This is a genomic window from Streptomyces solitudinis, assembly GCF_036323765.1.
GTDB lineage: Bacteria > Actinomycetota > Actinomycetes > Streptomycetales > Streptomycetaceae > Streptomyces.
In genome coordinates this window covers 1-17,150 of record NZ_JAZDCW010000014.1, presented here as the reverse complement: position 1 = coordinate 17,150, position 17,150 = coordinate 1, and the positions used below count along the sequence as shown (strand labels likewise).

Genomic DNA, 17,150 nt, shown 5'->3' with positions numbered 1-17,150 from the left:
GAGTAACCCATGGACATGAGTTCAACGACCGCGCCACCGCCCCAGGCGCAACTACCGCCCAGGGCGACGAAGTCGACCGCCTCGCACCGCGGCGACAAGATATTCCTCGGCCTCTCCAAGGGCTCGGGCATAGTCCTGCTCGTCATCATGGCCGCCATCGCCGCCTTCCTGACGTGGCGCACGGTCAACGCCCTCGCCGTCAACGAGGGCAACTTCCTCACCACCTTCGACTGGAACGCCAACGCCGACCCGCCGGTCTTCGGCATCGCCGTCCTGGCCTTCGGCACGGTGGTCAGCTCCATCATCGCCATGGTGATCGCCGTACCCGTCGCCGTCGGCATCGCCCTGTTCGTCTCGCACTACGCGCCGCGCAAGCTGGCGCAGCCGCTGGCGTACGTGATCGACCTGCTCGCCGCGGTGCCGTCCATCGTCTACGGCCTGTGGGGCGCACTCTTCCTCGTCCCGCACCTGACCGGGCTCTACACCTGGATGGACGACTACTTCGGCTGGACCGGTCTCTTCTCCTACGACGGCGGCGCCGCCCGTTCCCTGTTCACCGTGGGCATCGTGCTGGCGATCATGATCCTGCCGATCGTCACGAACGTCTCCCGCGAGGTCTTCCTCCAGGCCCCGAAGATGCAGGAGGAGGCGGCGCTCGCCCTCGGCGCGACGCGGTGGGAGGTCATCAGGATGTCCGTCCTGCCCTTCGGCCGCTCCGGCGTCATCAGCGCCTCCATGCTGGGCCTCGGCCGCGCGCTGGGCGAGACGATGGCCGTCGCCACCGTGCTCTCCCCCAGCTTCCTCATCAAGCTGAGCCTGCTCGACCCCGGCGGCGGCACCTTCGCCCAGAACATCGCCGCCGGCTTCAACGAGGCGGGTGACACCGGCCGGGACGCGCTGATCGCCTCCGGCCTGGTCCTGTTCCTCATCACGCTGGTCGTCAACGGCGGCGCCCGCATGATCATCGCCCGCCGCAAGGAGTACTCGGGGGCCAACGCATGAGCAACGCCATCCTGGACAAGCCCCCGGTGGACGCCTCCGGCCGCCCCTCCACCCTCCGCCAGGCCCGGCTCCCGCGCTGGGCGCCGGCCGCCATCGCCCTGCTCTCCGCCGCGCTCGGCATCGGCGCCGGCCTGCTGGGCGACCTCAGCAGCCGCGCCCAGTGGGGCCTGATCGCGGCCGTGCTGTTCGTCGCGCTGACCTTCACGCTCACCACCGTCGTCGAAGGCGTCCGCCAGGCCAAGGACCGGCTGGCCACCAGCCTGGTGTGGGTCTGCTTCATCGCCGCCATCGTCCCGCTCGCCTCCCTGGTGTGGGAGACGGTCGCGCGCGGCGCGGAGATGTTCGACCTCTACTTCCTGACGCATTCCATGAGCGGCCTGCGGGACCTCCAGCCCGGCGGCGGCGTCTACCACGCCCTCGTCGGCACCGTGCAGCAGGTCGGCCTCGCCACCCTGATCGCGGCGCCGATCGGCCTGCTCACCGCCGTCTACCTCGTGGAGTACGGGCGCGGGACGCTCGCCAAGGCCGTCACGTTCTTCGTGGACGTCATGACCGGCATCCCCTCCATCGTGGCCGGTCTGTTCGTCCTCAGTTTCTGGATCATCATGCTGGACTTCGGCTACTCGGGCTGGGCCGGCGCCATGGCGCTCGCCATCCTGATGATGCCGATCGTCGTGCGGTCGACCGAGGAGATGCTCAAGCTCGTCCCGAACGAGCTGCGGGAGGCGTCCCTCGCCCTCGGCGTGCCCAAGTGGCGGACCATCCTGAAGGTGGTCCTGCCCACCGCGATCGGCGGTATCACCACCGGTGTCATGCTGGCCGTGGCGCGCATCGCCGGTGAGACGGCACCCGTCATGCTGCTGGTGTTCGGCGCGCAGTCGATCAACACCAACCCGTTCGAGGACCCGCAGTCCTCGCTGCCGTACTTCATCTGGCAGCAGTTCAAGGCGGGCAACCAGTACGCCTACGACCGCGCCTGGGCCGCCGCCCTGGTCCTGATCGCCTTCGTGATGATCCTCAACCTGTTGGCCCGCGGCATCGCCCGCTGGAAGGCCCCGAAGACCGGCCACTGACGGCCAGGCAGACGCGATCTCCGTACGCAGAAAAGAAGTGATCCCCATGGCCAAGCGCATCGACGTCAGCGGCCTCACCGCCTACTACGGCAGCCACAAGGCCATCGAGGACATCTCGATGACCGTAGAGCCCCGTTCCGTGACGGCCTTCATCGGCCCGTCCGGCTGCGGCAAGTCCACCTTCCTGCGCACCCTGAACCGCATGCACGAGGTCACCCCCGGCGGCCGGGTGGAGGGCAAGGTCCTGCTGGACGACGAGTCCCTGTACGGGCCCGGCGTCGACCCGGTCGCGGTGCGCCGCACCATCGGCATGGTCTTCCAGCGCCCGAACCCGTTCCCGACGATGTCGATCTACGACAACGTCGCGGCCGGGCTGCGGCTGAACGGCAAGTACCGCAAGTCCGAGCTGGACGACGTCGTGGAGAAGTCCCTGCGCGGCGCCAACCTGTGGAACGAGGTCAAGGACCGGCTGAACAAGCCCGGCTCCGGGCTCTCCGGCGGCCAGCAGCAGCGCCTGTGCATCGCCCGCGCCATCGCCGTCGAGCCGCAGGTCCTGCTGATGGACGAGCCGTGCTCGGCGCTCGACCCGATCTCCACGATCGCCATCGAGGACCTGATCGGGCAGCTCAAGGAGCAGTTCACGATCGTCATCGTCACCCACAACATGCAGCAGGCCGCGCGCGTCTCCGACCGCACCGCGTTCTTCAACCTGGCCGCGATCGGGCAGCCCGGCAAGCTGGTGGAGATCGACGACACCGAGCGCATCTTCTCCAACCCCTCGGTGCAGGCCACCGAGGACTACATCTCCGGCCGCTTCGGCTGACCGGCGTCTGCGGTGCTGCATGGCGGTGCCACCGCAGGACGAAGGGCCCGCCCCCGTGTCCAGGGGGCGGGCCCGCTTGCGTGGGGGCGCCGGGACGCGCGTCCGGCAGCGGCGCGTTCGGCGACGGCGCACCGGCCGGGGCGCGTCAGCCGAAGGCCAGGTTCACGATCCAGAAGCTGACGGCCGCGACCGTGGCCGCCGCGGGCATCGTGATGAACCACCCGGCGACGATGTTCTTGGCGACGCCCCAGCGCACCGCCTTGACCCGCCGCGTCGCCCCGGCGCCCATGATCGCGGACGTGATGATGTGCGTCGTGGAGATCGGCGCCTGGAACATGTACGCCGTGGTGTACATGACGGAGGCGGCCGTCGTCTCCGCGGCGAAGCCCTGCGGCGGGTCCAGCTCGATGATGCGGCGGCCCAGGGTGCGCATGATGCGCCAGCCGCCCGCGTAGGTGCCCAGCGACAGCATCAGCGCGCAGGCGATCTTCACCCACACCGGGATCGGGTCGCCCTCGTCCTCCACCCCGGCGATGACGAGCGCCATCACCACGATCCCCATCGTCTTCTGGGCGTCCTGGAGGCCGTGGCCGAGCGCCATGCCCGCAGCCGAGACCGTCTGCGCCACCCGGAACCCGCGCTGCGCCCGGTGCGGGTTCGCGCGGCGGAACATCCACAGGATCGCCGTCATCACCAGGTAGCCGAGGAGGAGGCCGACGATCGGGGAGATGAACATGGGCAGGACGATCTTGCCGAGCACGCCGTCCCAGTAGACGGTGCTGGCCCCGGCCAGCGCCGCGCCGACCATGCCCCCGAACAGGGCGTGCGAGGACGACGAGGGCAGCCCGAAGTACCAGGTGATCATGTTCCAGGTGATCGCCCCGACCAGCGCGGCGAACAGGATGATCATGCCGCGGTCGCCGGTGGGCGTCTCGATCAGCCCCTCGCTGACCGTCTTGGCGATGCCGCTGCCCATGAAGGCACCGGCCAGGTTCATCACCGCCGCCATGATCAGCGCGACGCGCGGCGTGAGCGCCCGGGTGGAGATGGACGTCGCGATGGCGTTCGCCGAGTCGTGGAAGCCGTTGGTGTAGGTGAAGAACAGCGCGACGCCGACGACGACGACGAGTGAGAACGTTTCCACGGCCGCTCAGGACTCCTTGACCGCGATGGTCTCCACCGTGTTGGCCACGTGCTCGAACGCGTCGGCCGCCTCTTCGAGGACGTCCACGATCTGCTTCAGCTTCAGCACCTCGATCGCGTCGTACTTGCCGTTGAAGAGGTGCGCGAGGAGCTTGCGGTGGATCTGGTCGGCCTGGTTCTCCAGGCGGTTGACCTCGATCCAGTACTCGGTGAGGTTCTCCATGGTGCGCAGGTGCGGCATGGCCTCGGCGGTCAGTTCGGCCGCCCGCGCCAGCACCTCGATCTGCTGCTCGACGCCCCGGGGCAGTTCCTCGACCTGGTACAGGACGACCAAGTCGACGGCCTCCTCCATGAAGTCCATGATGTCGTCGAGCGAGGACGCGAGACGGTAGATGTCCTCGCGGTCGAACGGCGTGATGAAGGACGAGTTGAGCTGGTGGAAGATCGCGTGCGTGGCGTCGTCGCCGGCGTGCTCGGCGGCCCGCATCCTCTCCGCGATCTCGTTGCGAGCGGAGGACTCCGCCCCGAGCAGTTCCATGAGGAGCTTCGAACCGGTCACGATGTTGTCCGCGGACGCGGCGAACATGTCGTAAAAGCTCGTCTCCCTGGGGGTCAGACGAAAGCGCACTGGGGGTCCTCGGGTGTGCTCGGGTGGAAGTCTCGTTGAAGTCTTGTTGATGCTAGGTGCATCATCCGGCCACGGCGAACCGGCGTTCCCCAGTGTCACCCATCGGGCCCGGCGGGCGGCACCGGGCCCGAGGGGCGGTCTCCCGGGCCGGGCGGACCCGGCCCGCACGGCGGCGGAAATCGGTACAATATACCCGGCAGGGGTATGAACGCCGCCAGCGAACAGGGGAGAACCGCATGACGACCGCCGAGCCCGCACCCGTCGCGCCGCCCGAGTCCGGCGGCCCGCAGGAGCCGCACGCCCCTTCGGTCCCGCGGGGCCCGCACGGGTACGCGAAGGAGAAGGACGCCCACCTCAAGCGGCTGCGCCGCATCGAGGGCCAGGTGAGGGGCCTCCAGCGGATGGTCGAGGAGGACGTGTACTGCATCGACGTCCTCACCCAGGTCTCCGCCTCGACCAAGGCGCTCCAGTCCTTCGCCCTGCGACTGCTGGAGGAGCACCTGCGGCACTGCGTCGCCGCGGCCGCCGACGAGGGCGGCACCGAGATGGACGCCAAAGTGGCCGAAGCCACAGCGGCGATCGCCCGCCTGCTGCGCACCTGAACGGCACGAAACGGACTCAACCCCGTATAGCGGTCTTCCCGCCGCCAATCTGTACCTGGCTGAAAAGCGACGGTGGACGCGGCGCCGTCCGGCCCGCTCCGCCGCTCACGCTCACCCCGTCCGGGACGGCTCCCCCGCACCGTCCGCCTGCGCGCCACCCCCGCCCGGGACGGCACGCGGCACGGGCGGGCGGCCCGTGCCGAGCACCTCGTCGATCCGGTCGTCGCTCAGCCGCTCGTCGGGCGCGGCGGCAGCCGCGATGATCAGCTCGCCGTACAGTTCGATCTCGGCGAGCGCTTCCCGGTCCTGCACCACCGACTCCCCGGGCATGCCGCACCTCCTCGCGCGTGGGCCCGAACGGCCGGCGCGTCCACGGGCGGCCGGCGCTCACCCTTCCCCGCCAGAGTAGGACGATCCCCGCCCCGCGCGCATGGCACATCGGAACTACGGCACACCTACCGGGGCGCGCGGGCGGCCCTACGCCGGGTCACGCCCCGCACGCGCCGCCCCCTCGGGCCGTCCCGGACGGACCGGCTCGGCGATCTCACCGGTGTAGACGTCCCCGCGGCGCGGCAGCTCCACGGTGACCGGCGCCCCGAACGCGTGCAGCGCCGTCGTCGACACCACCTCCACGTCGCGCCCGCCGCCCGCCCCGTCGCCGCCCGCCCGCCCGCCGTCGGTCCGCCCGCCGTCCGCGCGGCCGTCGCCGCCCGCCCGGTCGCCGGTACGGCCGTCGCCGAAGACGAACGTGTGCCGCACCTTGCGCAGCCGTCCCCGGTCGTCGAGGTAGACGTCGAAGTGGACCGGGCGCCCGGCGAGCCAGCGGGCGGCGGCGGTGAGCTGGGCCCGTGCCGCGGCCGTCACCGCCCCGGCCGCCGCCGTCGCCACGTCGGCCGAGCCCCGGAAGTACCTAACCGTTTCGCCGTCCAGCCGCCGTGTCCCGGCGTACGCCACCGGACCGGCGCCGCGCAGCAGCTCCGCCGCGCTGAGGGGATCGGTGACCCCGTTGGTGACCAGGTTCCCGTCCGTGAGGGCGGCCGGGTCCACCTCGACCCACTTGTCCGCGGGCACCCCGGCGCCCCGGTGCTTCATGTAGAGGGCCCCGGGGGCGATGATCTCCGTCACCGGACGCCGCCCCTCGTCGGGCAGCGTGACCTCAAGCCGCCCCGTCCGCCGGGCGTAGTCGAAGCCGCCGACGCCCCGGATCGTCACGCGGGTGCCGCCGCTGAGCACTTCCATCTCGGTGCGCACCCGGGAGGTACCCGCGCGGGCCAGCACGTCCGCCGCGCCCCGCACCGCCTCCGCCGCGCCCTCGGGGAGCGCCTCCCCGGCCGCCACCGTCCGTTCCGAACAGCCCGTGCCCGACAGGACCGCGAGCACGGCCGATGCCAGCGCCACGGCCGTGGTCGTCCGCCTGTCCATCGCAACCAGTCCCCCAACAGAGCCTCGTGTCGGACCTGCTGCGCTTAACGAGGGTGCCGGGAAGCCGTTACGCCCCGGTAGCGTGGTGCCGTGCACGACGAGCAGCAGCAGCCCGCGAGCGCACCGGACGAGCACCGGACCAGCATGCGCGAGAGCGGGGCGTTCATCAGCGCCCGGTGTTCCTGCGGCTGGCGCGGACCGGCTCGCCGCGCCCGCTCCCGTGCCCAGTCGGACGCGCTGGACCACCCGGACTCCGCCGGCGGATAGCCCGGCCGCGTCAGGCGGCCAGGTCCCGCGCGGGCGGCTGCGTGGCCTCCGGCCGCGCCCGGCCGCCCCCCTCACCGGCGTCACCGCCCCCGTCGGCCGGTTCCGGCGTGCGCACCAGCCACGCCACCCGGGGGGAGGTGGCGACGGCCCGGGTGAGGGGCGTCAGCAGGGCCAGCGCCAGCGGGGCCAGCAGCAGCACCACGGCCGTCCCCAGGGCGAGCCCGCCGATGACGTCCGTCGGGTAGTGCACCGCCGTGTAGACGCGTCCGAAGCCCTGGAACAGCGCCAGCGCGATGGCCACCGCGCCCAGCCGCCGGTTGACCATGAAGATGCCCACGGCCAGCGCCATGACCAGCGCGGAGTGGTCGCTCACGAAGGAGAAGCCGGTCTTGTCCGGCACGAGGACCTGTAGCCCCTCGTGGTCCACGAAGGGTCTCGGGCGGGCGACCAGCTCCCGGATGGGGTAGTTGACCAGGTACGCGACGGAGGCGGCCAGCGGGGCCCACAGCAGCGCGGCGACCGCGGCGACGGCGTCCGCCCGGCGGCGGGCCGTCCACCAGGTCCACAGACCCAGGACCATCAGGCCGAAGATGACGCCGTACTCACTGAGGAAGGCCAGCGCGGAGTTCCCCCAGTCGGGGACGCCACCGGCCCAGCCGTTGACGCGGTAGAGCAGGTCGACGTCGGGACTGTCCCAGTCAGACATGGCGCTGCGGCCCCTTCATTCGCTTCACTCGCTCGTACGCGTGGCTGCCGACCCCCGTGCCGGAAACTCGGTCCTTGCCAGGAAACGCCCCGGCGCTCACCGACGTTCCGCTCTCCACCGAACGATCACCCTCACGTTATCGAAGGGTGACCGCTTCGCGCAGATCAGCGCTCCCCTCCTCACGCAGGGTACGCGTTCGCACACACGCGCGCAGCCGGTCCGGGGTCAGGCGGTGGGACGTGTCGCCCCGAAGTAGTCCGCCGAGTCGATCGGATCGAAACGGATCACCGCCCCCGTGTACGGGGCGTTGATCATGTAGCCGCCGCCGACGTAGATCCCGACGTGGTGGATCGCACGGGAGTCCTCGAGATCGTGCGAGAAGAAGACGAGGTCCCCCGGCAGCAGCTCGTCCCGCGCCGGGTGCGGCCCGGTGTTCCACTGGTCGTTGGCGACCCGGGGCAGCTCGATGCCCACCGCCTCGTAGGCCGCCTTCGACAGCCCCGAGCAGTCGAACCGGCCGCCGTCCTCCGGCGTTCCGTCACCGCCCCACAGGTAGGGCGTGCCCAGCTTCTCCTGCGCGTAGTGGATCGCCCCGGCCGCCTGCCGGGACGGGGACAGCCGCCCGGCCGACGCCGCGAAGCTCTGCTCCGCCTTGCGGATGACGGCCACGTAGTTCTGCGTCTCGCGGTACGGCGGCACGCCGCCGTACTTGATCACCGCGTACGGGCCCGCGTTGTAGGCCGCGAGCATGTTCGCCGTCGGGTCCCCCGGCACGTCCTTGACCTGCTCCGCCAGCGTGCAGTCGTACCGCGCGGCGGACGGGATCGCGTCCTGCGGGTCCCACACGTCGGCCGTGCCGTCCCCGTTGGCGTCCAGACCGTGCGCCGCCCAGGTTCCGGGGATGAACTGGCCGATCCCCATCGCGTCGGCGGGCGAGCGGGCGCGCGGGTTCCAGCCGCTCTCCTGGTTCAGCTGCGCCGCCAGCAGCGCCGGGTTGAGCGCGGGGCACTCGTTGCCCCACCGCGCCACCAGTCCCTCGTACTGCGCGGGCACGGCGTTCTCCGCCAGCCGCACCGTCCCGCCGCCACCGCCGCCACCGAGCCGCGCCGCGGCCACGTAGGTGCCCATGACCAGCAGCGCCACGAAGCCCATCACCAGGCCGACGCCCAACCCCGCCGCTATCCATGCCTTCCGCACCCCCCAACCATCGCATTTCATGGCAGAATCCAGGAAGGATTGCTCAACTTCGTGACCGACAACCCACGTGGGGCGGTGAGTTCACATGTTCCTGGCAGCCGAAGAAGGCGACATCACCACCATCATCGGCGGGATCGCGCCCGACTGGGGGCCGTTCGGCTCCCTGGGCACAGAAGCCCGGGTCATGATCGAGGTGGTGATGGCCATCGCCATCCTCATCTGCCTCGGCCTGGCCATCTGGGGCGCGGCCAAGCAGCGCATCGGTGCGACGGCCCTGCGCGACACGTTCAGCGCCGAACAGGGCAAGGGCCTGATCGTCGCGGGGCTCACCGGCGTGTTCATCATCGGATCGCTGGGCACCCTGTTCACGATCGTTTACGGTATGGCGGTCTAGCAGCCACGGCCCGGCACGTACGCACGGCGTCGCCCGCCGCGCGCACGGCGGGCCCCCGCGCGATCGGAGCGCCCGTTGCACATCGTCCACCCGGATCTGGACCCCTACCTGCTGGCCCACTGCGGTCCGGCCGCCGACGACGTGCTGCGTGACCTGGCGGAGGAGACCCGCGCGTCCTTCCCCGAGCTGGTCTCCATGCAGATCAGCCACGACGAGGGCGTCTTCCTCACGCTCCTCACCCAGCTCACCGGCGCCCGGCTGGCCGTCGAGGTCGGCACGTTCACCGGTTACTCCTCGCTGTGCATCGCCCGCGGCCTGGCCGAGGGCGGCAGGCTCATCGCCTGCGACCTGAGCGAGGAGTGGACGGCCGTGGCGCGGCGCCACTGGGGGCGCGCGGGCGTGGCCGACCGCATCGACCTGCGCCTCGCCCCCGCCCTGGACACCCTGCGGGCCCTGCCGGACGAGGAGACGGTGGACTTCGCGTTCGTCGACGCCGACAAGACGGGCTACCCGGCGTACTACGAGGAACTCGTCCGCCGGCTGCGGCCCGGCGGCGTGATGGCGCTGGACAACGTCCTCCAGGGCGGCCGCGTCGTGGACGAGGACGAACAGGGCGCCCCGGTCCGCTCGATCCGCGCCCTCAACGACCTGATCGCGGCCGATGCGCGCGTGACGTCCGTCATGCTCCCGCTGCGCGACGGCCTCACCGTCGTGCGCAAGCGCGACGGGGGCTCCTAGGGCGTGCCGCGCGGAGCACGCCGGACCGGCCCCTGCGCCGCGCCGTACCGGCCCCTGCGGCGGGCGGATGAACGGCGGCTCGTCCACAGCCGTCCGGATGACTGTCGCACGTATCACTTTGCTGTCACATCGTCACACTCCGCCCGTGGACGGCGCGTCGCCGCTACCTTCGGGTGAGGGGACAATAGGCGGAAGGCAGTTGACGATTTGACGGCGACGCGTCGAGGGGCAGGCGGACCATGAGCATCGGCGACGGCTACGGCGAGGGGCGGGAGCACCGCGACACCGCCGAGGCGGGCCGGACGGGCACGCGCATCCGCCTGCCCGAGGGCGAGAGCGCGGCCTCCGCCAGGGGGCCCGCCGTCCGTCCGGGCCGCAGCCTGCTGGCGGTGGTCGGCGTCGTGGTGCTGCTCATCGCGGCGATCGCGTTCGCCACCCGCGGCGGGGGCGGCGCCGAAGACGACGCCGAAAGCCGCGAGGCCCGGCCCACCGCCCCCACCGGCGTCGCCCCCGTCGAGGCCGGCGACGGCATCCCCTCCGGCTTCCCCCGCACCGAACAGGGCGCCCAGAGCGCCGCGGCGAACTACGCGGTGGCGCTGGTATCCGCCGACATCATCAGGCCCGGTGAACGCCCCCGGATCATCGAAACCGTTTTCGTCCCCGAACAGGCGGACGCCATGCGGCAGAAGCTGGACGACGCCTATACGACGGACTTCCTGGAGAAGGTCGGGCTCGACGCGGACGGTGACGCCCCCGAGGGTTACACGTACGTCTCCCGCACTGTGCCCGTCGGCACGAGGCTGGTCTCCTTCGCTCCCGACACCGCCGAACTGGCGGTCTGGTGCACCGGTGTGTACGGCATGGCGGGGCCGGAGTCCCGCACTCCGGTCAGGACGGACTGGTTCACCATGCACCTGACGCTGCGCTGGGCGGACGGCGACTGGAAGGTCCAGAGCTTCGCCCAGGAGTCCGGCCCCGCCCCCGTCAACGGTGACGTCCGCGCGTCCGGCGCGGAGGAGATCGCGGAAGCGGTCGAAGGATTCGGAGGCTTCACGTATGCCCGCTAACGGTTCGCCTGCGTCCCCAGTCCTCCGGATCGCCGGCATCGGCGCGCTCGTGCCCGCGGTCACCGCCGTCCTCACCTCCCCGGCCACCGCCGAGCCCTCGCAGCCTCCCCCGGAGAAGCCGGAGTGCGAGTTCATGATCGGCACCGCGCGGGAGATCTGTGAGGGTGAGGACCCGGGTGGGGCGGGGGGCGGGGACACGCGGTCGGAGACGCTCGGCGGTCTCGACCCGCTGTCCTCGCTCGCCGACGGCTGCGCCGAGGCCGCCGCCTGGATCGTCGGGAAGCTCTCGGAAGCCGTCTCGGCCACCGCCGACGTCGACTTCACCAATGCCGCGTTCCTCCGCCAGTACGCCGTCGTCTTCGCCGCCTCCACCGTCCTCACCCTCGTCCTGTGGCTGCTGGCCGTCGCCAAGCGGGCCGTCCGGGGCGTGCCCCTGGTGACGGCCATCTCCGAGGCCGTCGGCTTCCTGTGGCTCGTCGTGCTCGCCTCGGCGTTCACCCCGCTCGTCCTCTACACGCTCGTCTCCGCCACGGACGCCGTCACCGACATCATCGCCTCCGGCACCGGCTCACAGACGGACGTCTTCTTCGGCTCCTTCTCCGAAGCCCTGCGCAACGGGGACGACATAGGCGGCGGGCCGATCATGCTGATCGTCGTCTCCCTCGTCTCCGTCGTCGCCGCCGGCGTGCTCTGGCTGGAGCTGGTCATCCGCGCCGCGCTTCTCTACGTCGGGGCGCTGCTGGGCGTCGTCGTCTACTCCGGCCTCGTCGACAAGAACATGTGGTCCCACGTGCGCCGCTGGGCCGGGATCATGATCGCCGTCATCCTCGTCAAGCCGGTCATCGTCATCGTGCTCGGCCTCGCCGGAGCACTCGCCTCCGACGAGGGCCCCAACGCGCTCGGCGCCATCGTCTCCGGCCTCGCCATCATCCTGCTGGCCATCTTCGCCTCCGCGATGATCTACCGCTTCGTCCCCGGCTTCGGCGACGACATCGTCAACCACCGCAACGCCTCCGCCGACCCGGCCTCCCGCAAGGCCGTCGCCGCCGTCTCCAGCCCGGCGGCGATGCTGCGGCAGGGCATCAACACCCACAGCGCACGCGGCAGCGCGCCGTCGTCCGGGCAGGCCCAGGGCGGCCAGGCGGGCGCCGCGCAGACGAGTTCCGTCGCCGGCGGCGTCGCCGCGCACAGCACCCGCAGCGCCGCCCCGCCGCCCCCGCAGCGCGCCGCCCCCCGTACGTCCCCCCGCACGCCCCCCAGCTCAGCGAACGACCGCACCGGAGGTGACCGCAGGTGACGACGCCCCACGCCGTCGCGCCGCGCCGCACGTACACCATCGGCCGCGCCCGCGCGAACGCCCTCGTCGGCAAGAACCGCGAGACCGGCGAGATCGCCCTCATCGTCGTCGGGGCGTTCCTCGGCATGATGAGCGGCCTGCTCGTCCCCGTGCTGTCGCTGCGGATCGTCCTGCTCACCGGGTTCCCGATGCTGGCACTGGCCGCCGTCTACGTCCCCTACCGGGGGCGGACGTTCTACCGCTGGATCGAGATCGACCGTTCCTACCGCAGGCTGCAACGCGGCAGCGGCGCCGTCTACCGCTCGGCCGCGCCCGAGGCCGGCATCAGCCTGGACGGGCGCGAGGTGGAGATCGGCCCGCCGCCGGGCGTCGGCCGCATCACCTGGCTCTCGGCCCCCTTCGGCCCCGACGAGATCGCCGTGCTGCTGCACGCCGACCGCCGCACCGTCACCGCCGCCATCGAGATCGAGGGCCCCGGCGTGGGCCTGCGCGACAGCGAGGACCAGGAGGCGCTCGTCGACCGCTTCGGCACGCTGCTCAAGCACGTGGCGAACGGCGACGGCTACGTCAGCCGCCTCCAGATGCTCGCCCGCACGCTCCCCGCCGACCCCGACGCGCACGCGAACGACGTCGCCCACCGCGGCGACGACGGCGCGCCGGGCTGGCTGCGGGAGTCCTACGACCAGCTCCAGTCCATGGTCTCCACCTCCAGCGAGCAGCACCGCGCCTACCTGGTCGCCTGCATGCAGCACGGCCGCGAGCTGGCCGCCGAGGCCGCCACGATCGCCAAGGCGAACCGCTCCGGCTCCCGCAAGCTCACCCGCGACGAGGGCCTGGCCATCGTCATGACCCGCGAGCTGACCGACATCTGCGCCCGCCTCGCCGAGGCCGACATCCGGGTGCGCCAGCCCCTGGGCCAGGCCCGGCTGGCCTCCCTCGTCCACTCCATGTACGACCCGGACCACCCCATCGACCACATCCAGGCGATGACCCGGCGCAACGCCTGGCCCGCCGAACTCGACGCCCGCGAGGCGGGCTTCCTCCAGGCGAAGACCCGCGAGTCCGCGACGCGCGAGCCCTGGTGCCACGCGACGGCGTGGGTCAAGGAGTGGCCGATGACACCCGTCGGGGTGAACTTCCTGGCGCCGCTGCTGGTGCACACCCCGGACGTGATCCGCACCGTCGCCGTCTGCATGGACCTCGAACCGACGGAACTGGCCATCGAGCGCATGCTGACGGAGAAGACGAACGACGCCGCCGAGGCGAGCCGGCAGGCCAAGATGAACCGCACCGTCGACCCGCGCGACATCGCCGCCCACGGCCGCGTCGACCAGCGCGGCGAGGACCTGGCCAGCGGCGCCGCCGGAGTCAACCTCGTCGGCTACCTGACGGTCTCCTCCCGCACCCCGGAGGCCCTGGCCCGCGACAAGCGGACCATCCGCGCCGCCGCGGGCAAGAGCTACCTGAAGCTGGAGTGGTGCGACCGCGAACACCACCGCGCCTTCGTCAACACCCTGCCCTTCGCCACCGGCATCCGCCGCTGACCGCCCGCGACGAACCGCACCGTCCGACACGGCGCACGAGTCCCCGAGGATGAGGAGGCGCAGCCCCCATGGCCGCTTTCGATCTGCTCTCCGGCGTCACCGAGGCTTTCACCAGCTTCCTGTTCGGGAAGACGGAGACCACCCGGCTGCCCGTCCGCACCTCGACCGGCCAGGCCCAGGCCGTCTACCTGCCGACGGCCGCCCCGGGGCTCGGTGACTCGGGCGTCATCATCGGCCGCGAGGTCTACAGCGGCAAGGGCTACATCTACGACCCGTTCCAGCTCTACGGCCAGCAGCTCCCCGCACCGCACTGGCTGGTGCTGGGCGAGTCCGGCAACGGCAAGTCCGCGCTGGAGAAGACGTACGTGCTGCGCCAGCTCCGCTTCCGCGACCGGCAGGTCGTCGTGCTCGACGCCCAGGGCGAGGACGGCGTCGGCGAGTGGAACCTCATCGCCGAGGAGCTGGGCATAACCCCCGTCCGGCTCGACCCCACCGCCGCGCTCGACCAGGGCATCCGGCTCAACCCGCTGGACCCGGCCATCACCACCACGGGCCAGCTCGCCCTGCTCCGCACGATCATCGAGGTCGCCATGGGGCACGGGCTCGACGAACGGGCCGGGTTCGCCCTCAAGGTGGCCCACGCCTTCGTCAACTCCACCATCGTGGACCGGCAGCCCGTGCTCGTCGACATCGTCGAGCAACTGCGCCATCCCAAGCCCGAGTCGGCGCTCGCCATGAACGTCGCGCTGGACGACGTCCGCGCCTGGGGCCTGGACGTGGCCCTCGTCCTGGACCGCCTCGTGGACGGTGACCTGCGCGGCATGTTCGACGGCCCCACCACCGTCGGCATCGACCTTGACGCCCCGCTCACCGTCTTCGACCTCTCCCACATCGACCGCAACTCCATCGCCATGCCCATCCTCATGGCGATCGTCGGCGTGTGGCTGGAGCACACCTGGATCAGGCCCGACCGCAAGAAGCGCATCTTCCTGGTGGAGGAGGCCTGGCACATCATCAACAGCCCGTTCGTCGCCCAGCTCTTCCAGCGGCTGCTGAAGTTCGGCCGCCGTCTGGGCCTCTCCTTCGTCGCCGTCGTGCACCACCTGTCCGACGTCGTGGACGGCGCGGCGGCGAGGGAGGCGGCGGCGATCCTCAAGATGGCCTCCACCCGCACGGTCTACGCCCAGAAGGCGGACGAGGCGCGGGCCACCGGACAGGTGCTCGGCCTGCCCCGCTGGGCGGTCGAGATCATCCCCACACTGACGCCCGGTATCGCCGTGTGGGACGTCAACGGCAACGTCCAGGTCGTCAAGCACCTGATCACCGAGGCCGAACGGCCACTCGTCTTCACCGACCGCGCCATGACGGAGGCGTCCGTGCGCGCGGCCGATCCGGACCCCTCCACCCTGGACGAGCTGGACCGGGCGCTGGAGTCCGAGACGGAGTCGCGCGCGGTCTCCTTCGACAAGCTGACGCACGCGGACGGGACGGTGGCCTGACGTGGCCGGTCACACCGCGCCCCCGCCCGCCGTCCCGCCCCGCCGCGCGAGCGGCGGCGTCCCGGACGGGCTGCTCCTCGGCCTCCTCGGACTGCTGCTGGGCCTGACCCTCCTCGCCTGGACGGCGGCGGGCCTCGCCGGGCTCCTCTCGCACGGCCGCTGGCCCGACGGCGTCGCCCTCGCCCGGACCCCGACGGCCCTGCGGTCCCTGGTGACGGCCCCGGCCGACCTCGCGGCGGCCTGGCCGGACGCCGAGCCGGGTGCCCTCCCGGGCCCCGGGCTGTTCTGGGGCCTCCTCATCGGCCAGGTCATGGTGCTGTTCGTGCTGGCGCTCGCCGCCATGACGTCCCTGACCCGGCGCAGAGCCCGCCGCACGGCACGCCGCCTCGCCGTCGCGGCGAACGGCCCGCACGCCGCGGGGGCAGCCGCACCCCGAACACCGGCGCCGGCGGATCCGCCGGACCAGTCCGCGGGACGAACGCGACCGGCGGGGCCGGCTCAGGAGCAGGTGCCCGCGGAGCCGCCCGGCGGCCCGGCGGCCCACGACGCGCCTCCCGCCGCGTCCGCCGCCGCCCCCGTAGCCGCAGGCCGCCACCCCGTACCCGCCGCTTCGCACGCCCCGGCCGAGCTGCCCGTTCCCGGGCACGTCTCCGGACTGCACCTGCGGCACACCGCCGACCCGGCCGCCACCCTCGCCGCCGTTGCGGGCCCCGCCGTCGTCGTCACCGCCGATCCCGCTCTGTGGGCCGGCACCGTGGGCGCCCGCGCCAAGCTCGGACCGGCCCACGTCTACGACCCCGGCCACGTCACGGACGCGCCCGTCCGGCTGCGCTGGGCCCCGGAGCGGGGCTGCGCCGACCCCGGTACCGCCCGCAGCCGCGCGGCGGCCCTCCTCGCTCCCGTACGGAGCCCGGCCGTGGTGGACCAGGCCGTCCACGAGGCCGCCGAGACTCTCCTGCGGTGCTGTCTGCACGCCGCCGCCGTCTCCGGCCGCTCCTTCCGGGACGCCCACCGCTGGGCCGCGGGCGGCGCAGCCACGGAAGCCGTGCGCATACTGCGCAAGCACCGTGACGCCGCCTCCGGCGCCGCCGGGGAGCTGGAGGCCACCCTGGTGGCCCACTCCGAGCGCCGCGACCAGGCCCACGCCCTGATCCGGCACGCCCTCGCGTCGCTGAGCCAGCTGCACGTCCGCAACGCCTGCGCCGCCGCACGCAACGATTCGGTCGCGCTGGAATCGTTCGCGGCGGAAATGGGAACGGTGTACATCGTGGGCGCCCCCATGGAGAACCCGCGCCGCGACGCGGGCACGCTGCCTCTCCTGACGGCGCTCACCTCAAGCGTGGTCGAGCACGGCCGGCGCATGGCCGAACGGTCATCCTCCGGTCGGCTCGACCCACCAATGACGCTCATCCTGGACGGGCCCGCGACGCTCGCCCCACTCCCGGAACTGCCCTCGCTGCTGGCCAGCGGCGAGGAGTGGGGCCTGCACACACACGCCTACCTGCGCTCGACGGAGCAGGCACGCACCTGGTGGCCCGGTCTGACGGCCACCCAGCTCGGCCGCACCACACCGAGCGCCTGAAGCAGGCAACGGGCGCACGCCGCCGGACGGTTCACGAGCCCGCCCCGGGTCCGCCCACCAGGCCCTGACGTCCGACGAGCACGCCGGTCCCGGTGCCATACGTCACCACGACGCCGGAAACGGGGTTTCCTCACTCGCCTATAACGCAGAAGAGCCCCGCCGGATA

Annotated in this window: 18 protein-coding genes; 12 read left to right on the top strand and 6 right to left on the bottom strand. The window is 72.2% G+C overall.

What is annotated here, in order from left to right:
• Nucleotides 1-9 precede the first annotated feature (9 nt).
• From pstC to pstB, 3 genes are read left to right on the top strand one after another with little or no spacing between them, the layout of a single operon-like run.
• Complete coding sequence (gene pstC, locus V1J52_RS24975) at nt 10-1,002, top strand: phosphate ABC transporter permease subunit PstC (protein WP_330142227.1); 993 nt, start codon at nt 10-12, stop codon at nt 1,000-1,002.
• A complete protein-coding gene (pstA, locus tag V1J52_RS24970; protein ID WP_330142226.1) occupies nt 999-2,075 on the top strand; it encodes a phosphate ABC transporter permease PstA in 1,077 nt (358 codons plus the stop codon). The genes pstC and pstA overlap by 4 nt, the downstream gene beginning before the upstream one ends.
• A gap of 46 nt (nt 2,076-2,121) precedes the next feature.
• Nucleotides 2,122-2,898, top strand: coding sequence for a phosphate ABC transporter ATP-binding protein PstB (gene pstB / locus V1J52_RS24965; protein WP_330142225.1), 777 nt, complete (start codon nt 2,122-2,124; stop codon nt 2,896-2,898).
• Between the two features lie 145 nt (nt 2,899-3,043).
• Here pstB and V1J52_RS24960 read toward each other — a convergent pair whose 3' ends face one another.
• Nucleotides 3,044-4,042: an inorganic phosphate transporter gene (locus tag V1J52_RS24960; RefSeq protein ID WP_330142224.1), complete on the bottom strand. Its 999-nt coding sequence runs from the start codon at nt 4,040-4,042 to the stop codon at nt 3,044-3,046.
• A gap of 6 nt (nt 4,043-4,048) precedes the next feature.
• Complete coding sequence (locus V1J52_RS24955; protein WP_330142223.1) at nt 4,049-4,669, bottom strand: DUF47 domain-containing protein; 621 nt, start codon at nt 4,667-4,669, stop codon at nt 4,049-4,051.
• Between the two features lie 236 nt (nt 4,670-4,905).
• Between V1J52_RS24955 and V1J52_RS24950 the strand changes: the two genes are divergently transcribed.
• Nucleotides 4,906-5,271, top strand: a complete 366-nt coding sequence (locus V1J52_RS24950; RefSeq protein WP_330142222.1) for a metal-sensitive transcriptional regulator — start codon at nt 4,906-4,908, stop codon at nt 5,269-5,271.
• 111 nt (nt 5,272-5,382) lie between these two features.
• Here the strand turns inward: V1J52_RS24950 and V1J52_RS24945 are convergent, their stop codons facing one another.
• Nucleotides 5,383-5,601: a hypothetical protein gene (locus V1J52_RS24945; protein WP_330142221.1), complete on the bottom strand. Its 219-nt coding sequence runs from the start codon at nt 5,599-5,601 to the stop codon at nt 5,383-5,385.
• A 147-nt stretch (nt 5,602-5,748) separates the two neighbouring features.
• Nucleotides 5,749-6,693 (bottom strand): hypothetical protein, encoded by a 945-nt coding sequence (locus V1J52_RS24940; protein WP_330142220.1) that lies wholly within the window; start codon nt 6,691-6,693, stop codon nt 5,749-5,751.
• A gap of 90 nt (nt 6,694-6,783) precedes the next feature.
• Between V1J52_RS24940 and V1J52_RS24935 the strand changes: the two genes are divergently transcribed.
• Nucleotides 6,784-6,960, top strand: a complete 177-nt coding sequence (locus V1J52_RS24935; RefSeq protein WP_330142272.1) for a hypothetical protein — start codon at nt 6,784-6,786, stop codon at nt 6,958-6,960.
• A gap of 10 nt (nt 6,961-6,970) precedes the next feature.
• On the opposite strand, the gene V1J52_RS24930 is transcribed toward V1J52_RS24935, so the two are convergent.
• Entirely contained in the window at nt 6,971-7,666 is a 696-nt protein-coding gene (locus V1J52_RS24930) for a phosphatase PAP2 family protein (protein ID WP_330142219.1), read from the bottom strand.
• Between the two features lie 225 nt (nt 7,667-7,891).
• The gene (locus V1J52_RS24925) at nt 7,892-8,818 is read right to left on the bottom strand and encodes a C40 family peptidase (protein WP_443075927.1); all 927 of its coding nucleotides are present in this window, start codon (nt 8,816-8,818) and stop codon (nt 7,892-7,894) included.
• Nucleotides 8,819-8,948: 130 nt separating this feature from the next.
• On the opposite strand from V1J52_RS24925, the gene V1J52_RS24920 reads away from it, so the two are divergent.
• The 7 genes from V1J52_RS24920 to V1J52_RS24890 all read left to right on the top strand — a co-directional run bounded on the left by V1J52_RS24920 (nt 8,949) and on the right by V1J52_RS24890 (nt 16,984).
• On the top strand, nt 8,949-9,257 hold the full coding sequence (locus tag V1J52_RS24920; protein ID WP_330142217.1) for a DUF8827 family protein: 309 nt from the start codon (nt 8,949-8,951) through the stop codon (nt 9,255-9,257).
• A gap of 75 nt (nt 9,258-9,332) precedes the next feature.
• Complete coding sequence (locus V1J52_RS24915) at nt 9,333-9,995, top strand: O-methyltransferase (protein WP_330142216.1); 663 nt, start codon at nt 9,333-9,335, stop codon at nt 9,993-9,995.
• A 239-nt stretch (nt 9,996-10,234) separates the two neighbouring features.
• Nucleotides 10,235-11,062: a DUF8175 domain-containg protein gene (locus V1J52_RS24910; protein WP_330142215.1), complete on the top strand. Its 828-nt coding sequence runs from the start codon at nt 10,235-10,237 to the stop codon at nt 11,060-11,062.
• Complete coding sequence (locus tag V1J52_RS24905) at nt 11,052-12,359, top strand: hypothetical protein (RefSeq protein WP_330142214.1); 1,308 nt, start codon at nt 11,052-11,054, stop codon at nt 12,357-12,359. The genes V1J52_RS24910 and V1J52_RS24905 overlap by 11 nt, the downstream gene beginning before the upstream one ends.
• Nucleotides 12,356-13,903, top strand: a complete 1,548-nt coding sequence (locus tag V1J52_RS24900; RefSeq protein ID WP_330142213.1) for an SCO6880 family protein — start codon at nt 12,356-12,358, stop codon at nt 13,901-13,903. Before V1J52_RS24905 ends, V1J52_RS24900 begins: the two co-directional genes overlap by 4 nt.
• A 68-nt stretch (nt 13,904-13,971) precedes the next feature.
• On the top strand, nt 13,972-15,402 hold the full coding sequence (locus tag V1J52_RS24895) for an ATP-binding protein (RefSeq protein WP_330142212.1): 1,431 nt from the start codon (nt 13,972-13,974) through the stop codon (nt 15,400-15,402).
• 1 nt (nt 15,403) lies between these two features.
• Entirely contained in the window at nt 15,404-16,984 is a 1,581-nt protein-coding gene (locus tag V1J52_RS24890; protein WP_330142211.1) for a P-loop NTPase family protein, read from the top strand.
• The last annotated feature ends 166 nt before the right edge of the window (nt 16,985-17,150 follow it).